13 protein-coding genes are annotated in these 15,904 nt (G+C 68.6%); 11 read left to right on the top strand and 2 right to left on the bottom strand.

The window, feature by feature from the left end; translation table 11 throughout:
• Positions 1-133: 133 nt before the first annotated feature.
• The 11 genes from ACX9GQ_RS10575 (at position 134) to ACX9GQ_RS10525 (ending at position 13,134) form a co-directional block, all read left to right on the top strand.
• Positions 134-1,096 carry a substrate-binding domain-containing protein gene (locus tag ACX9GQ_RS10575; RefSeq protein WP_459629492.1) on the top strand — a complete coding sequence of 321 codons (963 nt, stop codon included), beginning with the start codon at positions 134-136 and terminating at the stop codon, positions 1,094-1,096.
• A 98-nt stretch (positions 1,097-1,194) separates the two neighbouring features.
• Positions 1,195-2,724 carry a sugar ABC transporter ATP-binding protein gene (locus ACX9GQ_RS10570; protein WP_459629491.1) on the top strand — a complete coding sequence of 510 codons (1,530 nt, stop codon included), beginning with the start codon at positions 1,195-1,197 and terminating at the stop codon, positions 2,722-2,724.
• A gap of 42 nt (positions 2,725-2,766) precedes the next feature.
• The gene (locus ACX9GQ_RS10565) at positions 2,767-3,798 is read left to right on the top strand and encodes an ABC transporter permease (protein ID WP_459629490.1); all 1,032 of its coding nucleotides are present in this window, start codon (positions 2,767-2,769) and stop codon (positions 3,796-3,798) included.
• 203 nt (positions 3,799-4,001) lie between these two features.
• The gene (locus ACX9GQ_RS10560) at positions 4,002-5,537 is read left to right on the top strand and encodes a UxaA family hydrolase (RefSeq protein ID WP_459629489.1); all 1,536 of its coding nucleotides are present in this window, start codon (positions 4,002-4,004) and stop codon (positions 5,535-5,537) included.
• Positions 5,538-5,716: 179 nt separating this feature from the next.
• Positions 5,717-7,027 carry a sn-glycerol-3-phosphate ABC transporter substrate-binding protein UgpB gene (gene ugpB, locus ACX9GQ_RS10555; RefSeq protein ID WP_459629488.1) on the top strand — a complete coding sequence of 437 codons (1,311 nt, stop codon included), beginning with the start codon at positions 5,717-5,719 and terminating at the stop codon, positions 7,025-7,027.
• A 116-nt stretch (positions 7,028-7,143) separates the two neighbouring features.
• Positions 7,144-8,025 carry a sn-glycerol-3-phosphate ABC transporter permease UgpA gene (ugpA, locus tag ACX9GQ_RS10550; protein ID WP_459629487.1) on the top strand — a complete coding sequence of 294 codons (882 nt, stop codon included), beginning with the start codon at positions 7,144-7,146 and terminating at the stop codon, positions 8,023-8,025.
• A gap of 16 nt (positions 8,026-8,041) precedes the next feature.
• Positions 8,042-8,893, top strand: a complete 852-nt coding sequence (gene ugpE, locus ACX9GQ_RS10545; protein WP_459629486.1) for a sn-glycerol-3-phosphate ABC transporter permease UgpE — start codon at positions 8,042-8,044, stop codon at positions 8,891-8,893.
• Between the two features lie 4 nt (positions 8,894-8,897).
• The gene (locus tag ACX9GQ_RS10540) at positions 8,898-9,995 is read left to right on the top strand and encodes a sn-glycerol-3-phosphate import ATP-binding protein UgpC (RefSeq protein WP_459629485.1); all 1,098 of its coding nucleotides are present in this window, start codon (positions 8,898-8,900) and stop codon (positions 9,993-9,995) included.
• Positions 9,996-10,103: 108 nt separating this feature from the next.
• Positions 10,104-11,735, top strand: coding sequence for an HAL/PAL/TAL family ammonia-lyase (locus tag ACX9GQ_RS10535; RefSeq protein ID WP_459629484.1), 1,632 nt, complete (start codon positions 10,104-10,106; stop codon positions 11,733-11,735).
• Positions 11,736-11,836: 101 nt separating this feature from the next.
• Positions 11,837-12,400: a sigma-70 family RNA polymerase sigma factor gene (locus ACX9GQ_RS10530; protein WP_459629483.1), complete on the top strand. Its 564-nt coding sequence runs from the start codon at positions 11,837-11,839 to the stop codon at positions 12,398-12,400.
• Positions 12,397-13,134 (top strand): anti-sigma factor, encoded by a 738-nt coding sequence (locus tag ACX9GQ_RS10525; protein ID WP_459629482.1) that lies wholly within the window; start codon positions 12,397-12,399, stop codon positions 13,132-13,134. Before ACX9GQ_RS10530 ends, ACX9GQ_RS10525 begins: the two co-directional genes overlap by 4 nt.
• 86 nt (positions 13,135-13,220) lie before the next feature.
• Here ACX9GQ_RS10525 and ACX9GQ_RS10520 read toward each other — a convergent pair whose 3' ends face one another.
• Together ACX9GQ_RS10520 and ACX9GQ_RS10515 are read right to left on the bottom strand one after the other, a co-directional pair.
• The gene (locus tag ACX9GQ_RS10520) at positions 13,221-14,834 is read right to left on the bottom strand and encodes a phosphoenolpyruvate carboxykinase (RefSeq protein WP_459629481.1); all 1,614 of its coding nucleotides are present in this window, start codon (positions 14,832-14,834) and stop codon (positions 13,221-13,223) included.
• Positions 14,835-15,083: 249 nt separating this feature from the next.
• Complete coding sequence (locus tag ACX9GQ_RS10515) at positions 15,084-15,809, bottom strand: HugZ family pyridoxamine 5'-phosphate oxidase (protein ID WP_459629480.1); 726 nt, start codon at positions 15,807-15,809, stop codon at positions 15,084-15,086.
• Positions 15,810-15,904 lie beyond the last annotated feature (95 nt).

Below are 15,904 nucleotides of genomic sequence, written 5' to 3'. Positions count from 1 at the left end.
GCGGTGAAACGCGTATGCCGGTTCTTGCGAGGGGCGGAAGAACCGTTCTATCGTTTCCGCGCTCGCGGCCGGGAGGGCCGCGGCCTCGTCAAGAAACGAAAAGCGGGGCCACGGGCCTCGAGGAGGAACCACCATGAAGGCATCCTGGCTCATCGCCGGGCTCTTCGCCGCGACCGCTGCCTTCGTGCAGCCGGCGGCCGCCCAGCAGCCCACCATCCCGATCATCGTCAAGGACACGACGTCCTTCTACTGGCAGATCGTGCTCGCCGGCGCCCGCAAGGCCGGTCAGGACCTCGGCGTGAAGGTGCCCGAGCTCGGCGCCCAGTCCGAGGCCGACATCAACGGCCAGATCGCCATTCTCGAGAACGCCGTGTCGTCGAAGCCGGCCGCGATCGTGATCTCGCCGACGCAGCGCGCCGCCCTCGGCAAGCCGATCGACGAGGCCGCCAAGTCGGTCAAGATCATCGGCATCGACTCCGCCGCTGACTCGAAGGCCTTCACGTCGTTCCTCACGACCGACAACGTGCAGGGCGGCCGCATCGCCGCCGACGGCCTCGCCGCCGCCATCACCAAGCAGTACGGCAAGGCCGAGGGCGAGGTGGCGCTGATCACCCACCTGCCGGGCGTCGGCTCGCTCGACGAGCGCGCCAAGGGTTTCAAGGAGCAGCTGGCCTCCAAGTACCCGGGCATCAAGCTCGTCGCCGACAAGGTCTCCGACGGCACGGCCAACGGCGGCCTGAACATCACGACCGACCTGCTGACCGCCTTCCCGAACCTGCGCGGCATCTTCGCCTCGAACCTGATCCAGGCTCAGGGCGCGATCCAGGCGATCGCCGAGTCGAAGGCGCAGAACAAGGTGAAGCTCGTCGGCTTCGACAGCGACGACAAGCTCGTCAAGGCGCTGAAGGACGGCGTCATGGCCGCCACCGTCGTCCAGGACCCCTATCGCATGGGCTATGACGGCGTGAAGACCGCGCTCGCCGCCTCCAAGGGCGAGAAGGTCGAGGCGTTCGTGGACACCGGTGCCAACCTGATCACCGGCGAGAACATGAACGGCGCCCGGGCGCAGGAGCTCCTGAACCCGAAGGTGAAGTGATCCGGGCCCCGGCCCGCTGACGACGCCTCCGGGCCCGCGCCCGGAGGCGGCTTTCCGCGCCTGACGCCCTGAGCCTTCTCCCGGACGGATCCCCGCGCGTGTCGACCCTGCACGAGAGCATCGCCCCGACCCCGTCCGCGCCGGCCTTCGCCGGCCCGATCCTCGAGCTGCGCGGCCTCGAGAAGCGCTACACCGGCACCCACGCCCTGAAGCCGACGACGCTGGCCTTCGAGACCGGCGAGATCCACGCCATCGTCGGCGAGAACGGGGCGGGCAAGTCCACCCTCATCAAGCTGCTCACTGGCGTCACGCCCCGCACGGCGGGCGAGATGGTCTGGATGGGCCGCCCCACGGACCTCTCGACACCGAACGAGGCGATCGCGCTCGGCATCAACGCCGTCCACCAGGAGGTCGTGCTCTGCCCGCACCTCACGGTCGCCGCCAACATCTTCCTCGGCGACGAGCAGACCCACCGCGGGCTGCTGCGCGACCGCGCCATGGTGCGCGATGCCCAGAAGATCCTCGACGACCTCGGCTTCTCGCTGCCGGCGCACGTGCTGCTTTCGAGCCTCACCATCGGCCAGCAGCAGCTCATCGCCACGGCGCGCGCCGCCAGCCGCGGCACCCGTTTCCTGATCTTCGACGAGCCCACCGCCTACCTGACGCGCCAGGAGGCGGCGCAGCTCTTCGCGCTCATCCGCCGCCTCAGGCAGGAGGGCGTGACGATCGTCTACATCTCGCACCGCATGGAGGAGATCTTCGAGCTCGCGGACCGCGTGTCGGTGCTGCGTGACGGCACGCTCGTCGGCACGCGCAGGGTCAGCGAGACCTCGGACGCCGAGCTGATCGCGCTGATGATCAACCGCTCGATCGAGCAGGTCTACCACAAGGAGGGCTTTGCGGTCGGAGCGCCGATCCTCGAGGCACGCGGCCTCTCCGGGCCGGGCTTCAGCGACGTGTCCCTCACCGTGCGCGAGGGGCAGATCGTCGGGCTCTACGGGCTCATCGGCGCCGGGCGGAGCGAGTTCGTCATGGGCGTCTACGGCCGCCAGCCCTGCTCGGCCGGCGAGGTGCGCTGGCAGGGCCGGCCGGTGTCGATCCGCAGCGAGCGCCAGGCCATCGACCTCGGCATGGCGCTGGCGCCGGAGAGCCGTCGCGACCAGGGTTTGTGCCTCAACCTCGGCGTCGGCCTGAACATCAACCTGCCCGTGTTCGACCGGCTCACCCGTGGCGTCACGATCGTGCCGGGCCTCGAGCGCGAGGCGGCGGAACGGCAGATCGGCGACCTGCGCATCAAGACCGCGGGGCGCAACGCCCTGGCGCTCAGCCTCTCCGGCGGCAACCAGCAGAAGATCGTCATCGGCAAGTGGCTCAACCACGGCGCCAAGCTGTTCATCTTCGACGAGCCGACCGTGGGCGTCGACGTCGGCACCAAGGCCGAGATCTACCGCCTCTTCGGCCGCCTGCTCGCGCAGGGCGCGGGCATCCTGCTGATCTCGTCCTACTTGCCGGAGGTCTACGAGCTCGCCGACGAACTGCACGTCTTCCGTGCGGGCCGACAGGTTGCAACCCACGGCTTCAAGGCCGTGAGCCACGAACAGATCCTCACCGAAGCCATCGGCGTCTGACCCGCCCGAGCCCCCGCCCGAGCCACTCCAAGGACCCGGACCATGACCGACACCGCTGCCGCCGCCGGACCCGCCAAGGCGCGCTTCGAGTTCTCGCGCCTGCTCGGGCTGACGCTGATCGGCGTGCTGCTGGCGATGTTCCTGTTCCTGTCGTGGAAGACCTCGACCTTCGCGACGCCGGGCAACCTCTCGAACCTCGCCCGGCAGGGGGCGATCTTCGCCATCCTCGCGCTGGGGCAGACCTTCGTCATCATCACCGCCGGCATCGACCTCTCGGTCGGCGCCGTGGCGAGCTTCATCACCGTCGTCGTGGCCATGCTGATCCAGGGCATCGCCCCGGGCATGACGGCGTGGATGGTATCGGTGGGCCTGCCGGAGGCGGCGGCCAACGTGGTCTCGCTGTGGGTGGTGATCCTCGCCTCGCTGATGCTCGGCATGGCGATCGGCGCCTTCCACGCCTTCGGGGTGGTGAAGATGGGCCTGCCGCCCTTCATCATCACGCTCGCCACCTTCACGGCCCTGCGCGGCATCGGCCTGCTGATGACCAACGGGTCGACGATCAACGTCACCAACGACACCTTCACCGGCTTCTCGCGCGGCGAGTTCCTCGGCATCCCCAACCTGTTCATGGTGGTGATCGTCGTCGCCGTGCCGGCCTTCGTGTACCTGCACCTGTCGCGCTGGGGCCGCTACCTCTACGCCGTCGGCTCCAACGCCGAGGCGGCGCGCCTGTCGGGCGTCAACGTGCAGGCGGTGACGGCGACCGCCTACATCCTGTCCTCGCTCTGCGCCGCCATCGTCGGCGTCATGCTGGCCTCGCGCACCGGAACCGGCAACGCGACGCAGGCCATCGGCTTCGAGCTGGAGGCGATCGCGGCCTCCGTGATCGGCGGCACCAGCCTGTTCGGCGCGGTGGGCTCGGTGTGGGGGCCGCTGCTCGGCGCCTTCATCCTGGCCACCATCCGCAACGGCGCCAACCTGATGAACGTGAACTCCTTCTGGCAGTTCATCATCACCGGCGGCCTGATCATCCTCATCGTCTACTTCGACGGCCTGCGCCGCCAGCGCCGCTGACGGCGCGGCTTCCGCTGGTTTCCGACCGAATGCGCTTGCTCCTCAGCGGGAGAGCACCTGACGGCGTCAGGTCCTCTCCCGGTGTAGATTCTTGAAAAGCATCATCTTTGTCCGCCAACCGGTTTCCACTTGGCGGGATGATGCTCTAGCATGCGGCGCGGTCGCGCCTTGACCTCAGAAACGCCCCGTCCGGGAGAACGCCCATGAATGCCCCCGCCCGTCCCCAGGCCCCCCGTGTCGTGCGGCTCTCGCCCGCCGACAACGTCGTGGTGTCGGTCGATCCCATCGAGGCGGGCGCGGTCGTGGAGGGCGTCGTCGCGCGGGCGCGCGTACCGCGCGGCCACAAGATGGCGACGGTCGCGATCCCGAAGGGCCAGCCGATCCTCAAGTTCGGCCAGATCATCGGCTTCGCCTCGACCGACATCGCCGCCGGCGACTGGGTGCATGAGCACAACGTGGAGATGCACGCCTTCGCCCGCGACTACCGCTTCGCCGAGGACGCCCGGCTCGAGGAGGTGCTGCCCGTCGCGCAGCAGGCGACCTTCCAAGGCTTCCGCCGCGCCAACGGCAAGGTCGGCACGCGCAACTACATCGCCATCCTCACCTCGGTGAACTGCTCGGCGACGGTCGCCCGCTTCATGGCCGAGGAGATCAACCGCTCCGGCATCCTCGCCGACTATCCCAACATCGACGGCGTGATTCCGCTGGTGCAGGGCGGCGGCTGCGCGCTTGACGTGAAGGGCGAGGGCTACGAGATCCTCAAGCGCACGCAGTGGGGCTACGCCACGAACCCCAACGTCGGCGGGGTGGTGATGGTCGGCCTCGGCTGCGAGGGCTTCCAGATCCCGCGCTGGAAGGAGGCCTACGGCGTCTCCGAGAGCGACACCTTCCGCACGATGACGATCCAGGAGACCGGCGGCACCCGCAAGACCGTCGCCGCCGGCGTCGAGGCGATCAGGCACATGCTGCCCATCGCCAATGCGGTGAAGCGCGAGACCTGCCCCGCCTCCGAACTGATGCTCGCGCTTCAGTGCGGCGGCTCGGACGGCTACTCCGGCATCACCGCCAACCCGGCGCTGGGCGCCGCGGTGGACCTCCTGGTGCGTCACGGCGGCACGGCGATTCTCTCCGAGACGCCGGAGATCTACGGCGCGGAGCACCTGCTCACCCGCCGCGCCGCCAGCCGCGAGGTCGGCGAGAAGCTCGTGTCCATGATCCACTGGTGGGAGGACTACACCGCCCGCAACAAGATGGAGATGAACAACAACCCCTCGCCGGGCAACAAGCTCGGCGGCCTCACCACCATCCTCGAGAAGTCGCTCGGCGCTGCCGCAAAGGGCGGCACCACGACGCTGGCGGGGGTCTACCACTACGCCGAGCCCGTGGACGCGAGGGGCTTCGTCTACATGGACACGCCCGGCTACGACCCCGTGTCGGCCACGGGGCAGGTGGCGGGCGGCGCCAACATGCTCTGCTTCACCACGGGGCGCGGCTCCGCCTACGGCTGCAAGCCGACGCCCTCCATCAAGCTCGCGACCAACAGCGAGATCTACCGCCGCATGATCGACGACATGGACATCAACTGCGGCGACATCCTCGACGGCGTGTCCATCGAGGAGAAGGGCCGGGAGATCTTCGACATGGTGCTGCGCGTCGCCTCCGGCGAGCGCTCCAAGTCGGAGCAGCTCGGCTACGGCGACGCCGAGTTCGTGCCGTGGACGGTCGGCGCCACGATGTGACGGCAGCGTCAGCGCGACTACACCGGCGACGACACGTCGCAGGTTTCGGTTCCGCTTTCGATTTTGTCGTTGAACTGTCGTGGAACGTTCATGTTAAGCTGCAAACAAACCACAACATCCGTTCCATCAAGGAGCCGGCACGCGCCGGGCGGGATGTTGGGACCAGAGGGAGAAACCGAATGAAGCACCACCTGAAAGCCGCCATCTCCGTCGTCGCCGTCCTCACGGCCGCGCCCGCGCTCGCGCAGACGGAGATCCAGTGGTGGCACGCCATGACCGGCGCCAACAACGACGTGGTCAACAAGCTGGCGGCCGACTTCAACGCCTCGCAGAACGAGTACAAGGTCGTCGCGACCTACAAGGGCTCATATGCCGACACGCTGAACGCCGGCATCGCCGCCTTCCGCGCCGGCAACGCGCCGCACATCATGCAGGTGTTCGAGGTGGGCACCGCCACGATGATGGCCGCCAAGGGCGCCATCAAGCCGGTGCAGGAGATGATGAAGGAGGCGGGCGAGAAGTTCGATCCGCAGTCGTACCTCCCGGCGATCACCGGCTACTACTCGACCGCCAAGGGCGACATGCTGTCGTTCCCCTTCAACTCGTCGACGATGGTCATGTGGATCAACCGCGACGCGCTGAAGAAGGCCAACATCACCGAGATCCCGAAGACCTGGCCCGAGGTGTTCGAGGCGGGCAAGAAGCTGAAGGCGGCCGGGTGGGACAAGTGCGGCTTCACCGCCGCGTGGTCACCGTGGGCGCTCGTCGAGCAGTTCTCGGCCTGGCACAACGTGCCGATGGGCACGAAGGCCAACGGCCTCGACGGCTTCGACACCGAGATGAAGTTCAACAGCCCCACGCACGTGAAGCTGCTGACGGACCTCGTCAACCTCCAGAAGGACAAGACCTACGACTACTCGGGTCGCGCCAACGAGAACGAGGGCCGCTTCACCTCGGGTGAGTGCCCGATCATGCTCACCTCGTCGGGCTTCTTCGGCAACGTCAAGGCGAACGCCAAGTTCGACTTCACCTCGGCGCTGATGCCGTACTACCCCGACGTCGCCGGCGCGCCGCAGAACTCCATCATCGGCGGCGCCTCGCTGTGGGTGATGGGCGGCAAGTCCGCGGCCGAGTACAAGGGCATCGCCAAGTTCTTCACCTTCCTCTCCGACACCGACCGGCAGGCCAAGCTGCACATCGAGTCGGGCTACCTGCCGATCACCAAGGCGGCGTACGAGAAGGTGAAGGCGTCGGGCTTCTACCAGCAGAACCCGGACCGCGAGACGCCCATCAAGTCGCTCACCAACAAGGAGCCGACCGAGAACTCCCGCGGCCTGCGCTTCGGCAACATGGTGCAGATCCGCGACATGATCTCGGAGGAGCTCGAGAACGCGCTCGCCGGCAAGAAGTCGCCCCAGCAGGCGCTGGACGACGCCGTGAGCCGCGCCAACGCGACGCTGCGCCAGTTCGAGCGCACCGCCGGCCGCTGATCGTGACGAAGGCGCGCCCGCAACCGCGGGCGCGCCTTTTCCATGCGCGAAGCCTCGCCTAGAGTGGGGCGCGCCCGCGCATCCCGCCCCCGCCTTCCCCGGCCCTCCGGAGCAGCATGGAAAAGCGTTCGGTCTTCAGCAATCGCCTGCTGCCGTACCTGCTGCTGGCGCCGCAGCTCGCCATCACCCTCGTCTTCTTCTACTGGCCGGCCTCGCAGGCGGCGTGGATGTCGTTTCGCATCCAGGACGCCTTCGGCACTGCCACCGAGTTCGTCTGGTTCGAGAACTACACCGAGCTGTTCAAGTCCCGCGCCTACTACGAGGCGATGTGGACGACGGTGATCTTCTCCACCTGCGTCACCTTCCTGTCGATGTCGTCGGCGCTGCTGCTCGCCGTCATGGCCGACAAGCAGATCCGCGGCGCCACCGCCTACCGCACGCTCCTGATCTGGCCCTACGCCGTGGCCCCGGCCATCGCCGGCGTGCTGTGGCTGTTCATGTTCCAGCCGTCGCTCGGCATGGTCGGCCGGATGCTGCGCGGCATGGGATACGACTGGAACCCCCTGCTCAACGGCACGCACGCCATGGTGCTGGTCATCCTGGCGGCGACGTGGAAGCAGATCAGCTACAACTTCCTCTTCTTCCTCGCCGGCCTGCAGTCGATCCCCAAGAGCCTCATCGAGGCGGCGGCGATCGACGGCGCCCGCCCCGTGCGGCGCTTCTGGACGATCGTGTTCCCGATGCTGTCGCCGACGACCTTCTTCCTGCTCGTCGTCAACATCACCTACGTCTTCTTCGACACCTTCGGCATCATCGACGCCATTACCAAGGGCGGGCCGGCCAAGGCGACGGAGACGCTCGTCTACAAGGTCTTCAACGACGGCCGGCTCGGCGGCGATCTCGGCGGCTCGGCGGCCCAGTCCGTGATCCTGATGATCATCGTCATCAGCCTCACGGCGATCCAGTTCCGCTACGTCGAGCGCAAGGTGACCTACTGATGCGGGGGCGGGGCTGATGGTCGAGAAGCGTCACTGGTTCACCGACGCGCTGCCGCACGTGATCCTGCTGATCGGCGTGTTCATCGTCGCCTTCCCGGTGTGGCTCGCCTTCGTCGGCTCCACCTGGGACGCCGCGACGATCGCCAACGGCACGATGCCCATCGTGCCGGGGCCCTACGCCGTCGAGAACTACTACCGCACCATCTTCGTGGGCGCCGGCCGCACCACGGGACAGCCGGTCGGCGTGCTGATGCTGAACAGCTTCATCATGGCGATCACCATCGCCGTCGGGAAGATCTGCATCTCGATCATCTCGGCCTATGCGGTGGTCTATTTCCGCTTTCCGTTCCGGATGGCGGCCTTCTGGCTGATCTTCATCACGCTGATGCTGCCGGTCGAGGTGCGCATCTACCCGACCTACGAGATCGTTGCGCAGCTGCGCATGCTCGACACCTATGCCGGCCTCGCCGTCCCGCTCATCGCCTCGGCGACAGCCACGCTGCTGTTCCGCCAGTTCTTCATGACCATCCCGGACGAGCTGGTCGAGGCGTCGAAGATCGACGGTGCCGGGCCGTTCAAGTTCTTCAAGGACACCGTGCTGCCGCTGTCGGTCACCACCATCGCGGCGCTATTCGTGATCCAGTTCATCTACGGCTGGAACCAGTATCTCTGGCCCCTGCTGATCACGACGAAGGACAACATGCAGACCATCGTCATCGGCATCAAGACGATGCTGGTGACGCAGGACGCGCTCACCGAATGGCAGCTCGCCATGACCACCGCCGTGCTGGCCATGCTGCCGCCGGTGCTGGTGGTCCTGCTGATGCAGAAGCTGTTCGTGCGCGGCCTCGTGGAAACGGAGAAGTAGGCCGATGGCCGTCGTGACCCTGAAGAACGTCCGCAAGGTCTATGCGGGCAACGTCGAGGCGGTGAAGGGGGTCAACATCGACATTCCCGACGGCGGCTTCTGCGTCCTCGTCGGCCCCTCGGGCTGCGGCAAGTCCACGCTGCTGCGCATGGTGGCGGGACTGGAGACGATCACCTCGGGCGAGATCAACATCGGCGGCCGCGTCGTCAACGAGATCGAGCCGGCGGACCGGGACATCGCGATGGTGTTCCAGAACTACGCGCTCTACCCGCACATGACGGTCTACGACAACATCGCCTACGGCCTGCGCAACCGCGGCACGCCGAAGGACGAGATCGACCGCCGCGTGCAGGAGGCGGCGCGCATCCTCGCCATCGAGCCGTTCCTCGCGCGCAAGCCCCGCCAGCTCTCCGGCGGCCAGCGCCAGCGCGTCGCCATGGGACGCGCCATCGTCCGCAAGCCGCAGGTGTTCCTGTTCGACGAGCCGCTCTCCAACCTCGACGCCAAGCTGCGCGTGCAGATGCGCGTCGAGATCAAGAAGCTGCAGCGCGCCCTCGGCGTCACCTCGATCTACGTCACCCACGACCAGGTCGAGGCGATGACGCTGTCGGACAAGCTCGTGGTGATGAACGTCGGCCGCGTCGAGCAGATCGGCACGCCGACGGACGTCTACCGCCGCCCGGCGACGAAGTTCGTGGCCACCTTCATCGGCTCGCCGCCGATGAACATCGTGCCCGGCACGGTGGCCGGCGATGGCCGGGTGACCGTGGCCGGGGTGCCGCTTCCCGTCGACGACCTTCGCCCGGGCCTGCCGGCGGGGACGGCGGTCGATGTCGGCCTGCGGCCCGAGGACCTCGTCGTCGAGCCCGGCGCCGCCGGATCGCACCCGGTGATGGACGTCGACTTCGTCGAGGAACTCGGCGCGACGCAGCTGTTCCACGGCCTGCTCGGCGGCACGCCCGTCACCGTGCAGTGCCCGACCGGAAAGGTCCCGGTGACGGCGAGAACGCTCGCCCTGTCCGTCGCGCCCTCGCTGATCCACGTCTTCGATCGCGAGACCGGCGAGCGTATCGGCCGCGAGGCCGCCTCCATCGCCGCCTGACCCTCGGCGCGAGGCTGGCCCGGCATTCGCATGCCGGATGCGAAATGCCGGATTCCCCCATCCTGCGGCATGCGCTAGGGAGGGGAGACGGCACGGTGGGGGCATTCCATGACGGTCAGGATCGACGGACGCAGGCTGAAGGCCGAGGGCGTGGTGCGCGTGGCGCGGCCGGGGCCGTCCGGCCGCTATGAGAAGGCGGCGCTCGACCCGGGCGCGCGCGAGCGCATCGCGGCGACGCGGCGCTACATCGACGCGCAGTGGATGCACGACGACGCGCCGCTGATGTACGCCTTCAACACCGGCGTCGGCCTGTTCAAGGACCAGCGCGTGCTGATGTCCGAGATGGTCCCCTACCAGACCAAGACCATCTTCGCGCACGCCACCGGCGTTGGCGAGCCGCTGCCCGAGGACGCGGTGCGCGCCACGATGCTGCTGCGCGCCAACGCCTTCGCCTCCAACTATTCCGGCCCGCGCGTCGAGCTCGTCGAGCGGCTGATCGCCTTCCTCAACGCCGGCCTGCACCCGGTCATCCCGGCCAAGGGCTCGGTCGGCGCCTCCGGCGATCTCGCCCCTCTGGCGCACCTCGCCGGCGCGGTGTGCGGCTTCCCCGAGGCCGAGATGGTCTACAAGGGCCGCCGCATGCCGGCCCGCGACGCCATCGCGAAGGCCGGGTTCTCGCCGGACTTCGACCTCGGCGCCAAGGATGCCTCGGCGCTGATCAACGGCTCGACCGTCTCGCTCGCCGTCGGCGTTCTGGCGCTGGAGGACGCGCGCCGGTTGCGGCGTACGGCCGACATTTCGCTCGCCCTCTCGCTGGAGGCGATGCGCGGCGAGCTCGCCGCCTTCGATCCGCGCGTCCACGCAGCGCGCCCCCATCCGGGGCAGGCGGCCATCGCCCGCAACGTGCTGAAGCTGATCGGCGATTCGAAGCGCTGTTCCGCGGCGGCCCGCATGACCGTCTATCCGGAGGAGAACCGGGCCCCCGGCACGCCGCCGCCGCCGCGCGTGCAGGACGTCTACTCGCTGCGCTGTGCGCCGCAGGTGCATGGGCCCGTGCTGGAGGCGCTGGACTATGTCGGGCGCATCATCGGCACCGAGATCAACTCGGCGACCGACAACCCGCTCATCTTCGACGACGGCAAGGACGGCTACGTCTCGATCTCGGGCGGCCACTTCCATGGGCAATACGTGGCGCAGGCCATGGACCTGCTCGCCATCGCCGTCGCCGACCTTGGCTCGATCTGCGAGCGCCGCCTCGCCCGCCTCATCGACCCTACGATGAGCTACGGCCTGCCGCGCAACCTGCTGGCCGGCAAGAAGGGCCTCAACACGGGCTTCGCCACCGTGCAGTGCTCCATGTCGGCGCTGGTCATGGAGAACCGCACGCTCTGCATGCCCGGCTCGGTGGATTCGATTCCCGGCAAGAGCAACGCCGAGGACCACGTCTCCAATTCCACCTGGTGCGCCCGCAAGGCCCGCACGGTGGTGGAGAACGTCGAGCAGATCGTCGCGGGCGAGCTGCTCATGGCGGCGCAGGCGCTGAGTCTCGTCGAGCCGATCGCTAAGGACCATCCCATCGGCACGGGCTCCCGCGCCGCCCTGGAGGCGATCCGCGCGGTCATCCCGCCGGCCCTCGACGGCGATCGCTGGTACGCGACCGAGATGCGGCAGGCGCTGGACCTCGTGCGCTCGGGCGCGGTGCTGGAGGCGGTCGAGCAGGCGGTCGGCAAGCTCGACTGAGCCGTCACGGGTCCTTGCCAGTCAAGGTTGTGGTGAGACTTCGTTTCCACTGCATCCGCTAGCCTCCGTCGAGAGTAGTCCCTCCCGACAGGACGGTGCGGGTGACCCAGGCCCAGACGCTCTCGACCCCGGTTCTCGACGTGGGCGCCGCCCTTCGGCGCTGCGCGGCGGGCGACCGCGCCTCCCTGCGCGCCATCTACGACCAGGAGGCGTCGCGCATGCTCGGCATCGCGGTGCGCCTGCTGCGCCGGCGCGACCTCGCGGAGGAGGCGGTGCAGGACACGTTCCTGAAGATCTGGAACAGCGCGGCGATGTTCGACGAGGCGCGTGGCGACCCGCGCGCCTGGATGTACACCATCCTCCGCAACCGGGCGTTGTCGATCCTGCGCGGCGAATCGCGGACGGACCTCGTCGACGATTTCGAGCCGATGGGACTCGAGGCCCCGGGGGAAAACCCCGAGCAGGCCATGGCTCGGCTCTCCGACGCCGGTGCGCTGAAGCACTGCCTCGAGCGCATCGACCCCGTCCGCCGGCAGGCGATCCTGCTCGCCTATGTCAACGGCCTGACCCATGGCGAGATCGCCGGGCGGATGCAGATTCCGCTTGGGACCATCAAGTCCTGGATCCGCCGCAGCCTGATGGCGCTGAAGGAGTGCCTGTCGTGAACCCGTCCGACCGCGAGCGGCTGGCGGCCGAGTACGCCCTCGGGGTGCTGGAGGGACGCGACCTCGACCAGGCGGAGGCGCTGTTTGCGACCGATCCGGCCTTCACCCGGGCCGTGACTGACTGGAACAGCCGCCTCGCCGAGCTCGACCGCCACGCGCAGCCGCTGCCTGTCGGCGAGGCGCTGTGGTCCCGCATCGCCGCCGCACTGCCGGCCGGCGCCCCTGTCGCGCCTTCGGCCATGCAAGCCGAGGCCGGCGCCGTCCCGACGCCACCCACGCCGGCCCGGCCGGGCTGGTGGTTCAGCCTGGGCTTCTGGCGACCGGCGGCCCTCACCGCGGGCTTTGCCGCGATGCTGCTGGCCGTGGGTCTCGGCGTCGCGGTGCAGCGCGCGCAGCGTGCGCCCGTGCTCGTCGCGGTGCTGCTCACCGACTCCAGCCGGCCCGCCGCCGTCGTCAACGCCTTCGCCGATGGCCGCACGGAGCTGATTCCGCTCGATGCCATCGCCGTTCCGCCCGGCAAGGCGCTGGAGATCTGGACGCTGTGGGACCGCGCGCGCGGCCCCGTTTCGGTCGGGCTCATCGACGCCGCCCGCCGTGTCGATCTCAGGCTCGACGGCCTGCCGCGCCGCCCGGACCAGCTCTTCGAGATCACGCTGGAGCCGGCTACCGGCTCGCCGACCGGCCGCCCGACGGGACCGGTGCTCATGAAGGGCACGACGAGCCCGACCCTCTAGAGGCCCTGGAAGCGTACCCCTGAACGACGAAGCCCGGGCCGTCGCCGGCCCGGGCTCGCGCAGGTCCTTGGGTCGTTTCTTCTGACTTATTCCGCGGCGAGCTGGCTCGCCGGCGCCGCGGCGCGGACGTCGGCGTCCACGTGCTGCTCGAACTTCTGGAAGTTGGTCCGGAACATCGAGACGAGCTTCTTCGCCGTCTCGGCGAACTCCGCCTTCGAGGCCCACGTCTTGACCGGGTAGAGGATGTGCGGCTCGACGCCCGGCACCGAGGTCGGCACCGCGAAGCCGAAATAGGGGTCGGTGCGGAAGTCGGCGCGGTTCAGCGAGCCGTCCAGCGCCGCCGTCAGCAGGCGGCGGGTGACGCGGATCGGCATGCGCCGGCCGACGCCGAACTTGCCGCCGGTCCAGCCCGTGTTGACGAGCCAGCAGTCGACGCCGTGCTTGCCGACGAGGTCGCGCAGCAGGTTGCCGTAGACCGACGGGTGGCGCGGCATGAACGGCGCACCGAAGCAGGTGGAGAACGTCGCCTCCGGGTCCTTCACGCCCTTCTCCGTGCCAGCCACCTTGGCAGTGTAGCCGGAGAGGAAGTGGTACATCGCCTGCGCCGCCGTGAGCTTGGCGATCGGCGGCAGAACGCCGAAGGCGTCGCAGGTCAGCATGACGATGTTCTTCGGCACGCCGGCCCGGCCCGTCTCGGAGGCGTTCGGGATGAAGTCGAGCGGGTAGGCGATGCGGGTGTTCTCGGTCTTCGAGCCGTCGTCGAAGTCGGGCACGCGCGTCTGCGGGTCGAGGACGACGTTCTCCATCACGGTGCCGAAGCGCTCGGTGGTGGCGTAGATCTCGGGCTCGGCCTCGCGCGACAGCCGGATCGCCTTGGCGTAGCAGCCGCCCTCGAAGTTGAAGACGCCGGCCGGGCTCCAGCCGTGCTCGTCGTCGCCGAGCAGCGTGCGGTTGGGGTCGGCGGACAGTGTCGTCTTGCCGGTGCCGGACAGGCCGAAGAACACCGCGACGTCGCCGCGCGAGCCGACATTGGCCGAGCAGTGCATCGGCATCACGGTCTTCGCAGGCAGGGTGAAGTTCAGGTAGGTGAAAACCGACTTCTTCATCTCGCCGGCGTAGCTCGTGCCGCCGATCAGGACGATGCGGCGCGAGAAGTCGCAGGCGATCACGGTGTCGGTGCGGCAGCCGTGGCGGGCCGGGTCGGCCTTGAACGACGGCAGGTCGACGATCGTCATGTCCGGCACGAAGCCGACGAGCTCCGCGCGCTCCGGACGGATCAGCAGGTTGCGGATGAAGAGCGAGTGCCAGGCGTACTCGGTGAACACGCGGACCTTCACCCGGTTCGCCGGGTCGGCCCCGCCGAAGAGGTCCTGCGCGAAGAGGTCCCTGCCCTGGGCGTGGGCGAGCATGTCGGAGAGCAGGAGGTCGAACTTCTCGGGCTCCATCGCCCCGTTGTTGTCCCACCACACGGTGTCGGCGGTGAGGGCATCGCGGACCACGAACTTGTCCTTGGGCGAGCGGCCCGTGTGGACGCCCGTCTCGGCCACCAGCGCGCCGCCGGCGGCGACCCGCGCCTCGCGGCGCTGCAGCGCCTCCTCGTAGAGCTGCGGTGCCTGCAGGTTCCAGAAGACCCGTTTCAGGCCCTTGAAGCCGAAGGCATCCGCTCCGTGGGAGCCGTTGTAGGTGCCGATATTGTCCACGTCGTCTCTCCTCGCGCCCGCGGCTTGCGGGCGCCCCCTGTCTCGACCGAACGGCGGCACGCCGCTCGAAGTCGCGGTCTCCACCTCTGGCGCGACTGCTCTACTGAGCGGCCGCACGTCCGGCAAGTGCGACTTTCAGTTCAATCATCACGAGACGCGCCGAAGAACAAGACGTTCCACCGGCGCCGCTCCCGGTTTCCATGATGTTTCTTAACGTCGCGAGGAGTCGAAACGTTTTAAGTCGGATTTCTACTGTAACGTCCGTGCCGTTTCGGCCATCGCCTGGAATGCCTTGCGCAAACCGGCGGGCCCTTCGACGCGCTCGGGGAAGATGAGCCGGGCAAAACGGTCCTCGCAGGCGAGGTCGCAACCCTCCGGGTCGATGCCCGTCATCCGCCATGGTCCGGCGGCCTCTCCGAGGAGGCGCGTGGCATAGAGCGAAACGGTGTCGGGGTGATCCTCGTTGACATGGGCGACCGCCTCCGCCTCGGCCTCGAGGAGCCCTTCGGCCCCCGTAAGATCGACGAGGAGGTCCGTCGCAGCGAGGTCGACGATGCGACCGAACCCCGCGACGAGGTGCCCGCCTTCCGGGACGAGGCGCCAGAAGGAGAAGTCCGCGAAGCCTGCGTACATCTCTGCCGCCGGATGCCGCGCGAGGAAGCGCCGCCGCACGCGCTCGTCGTCGGTGCGCTCGCCGCGGGTGGTGACGCTGACGCGCGGGTGGACGAGCGGGTCGCCGCCCCCGACCTCGGCGAAGAGGATCGACGACGCCGCGCGCTCCTCGAGGTTGAGCGTGTGCAGCGCCAGCCGCGAGATGAGCACGATGGGCGTGCCGTCCACGTCGGTCGCCGTCGAGACGAGGGAGGCGTACGGACCGGCCGTCCTGCGGTCGAGCGTCGCCAGCGTCGCATATCGGGACGTGCGCATGAGCCGCCGGGCCTCGGCGCGGGCATTGAAGGCGGGTGGCGACGACATCGGGCGCATCCTCGGCTGTCTCCGCCATCACGGCGGCAAATCGTGGCGGAATCGTGCGTGCCGCATTACATTCGCCGCTCAGGAAGCCGGCAAGG

Source organism: Alsobacter sp. R-9 (assembly GCF_054612375.1).
This window is presented reverse-complemented; position numbering and strand designations above follow the sequence as displayed.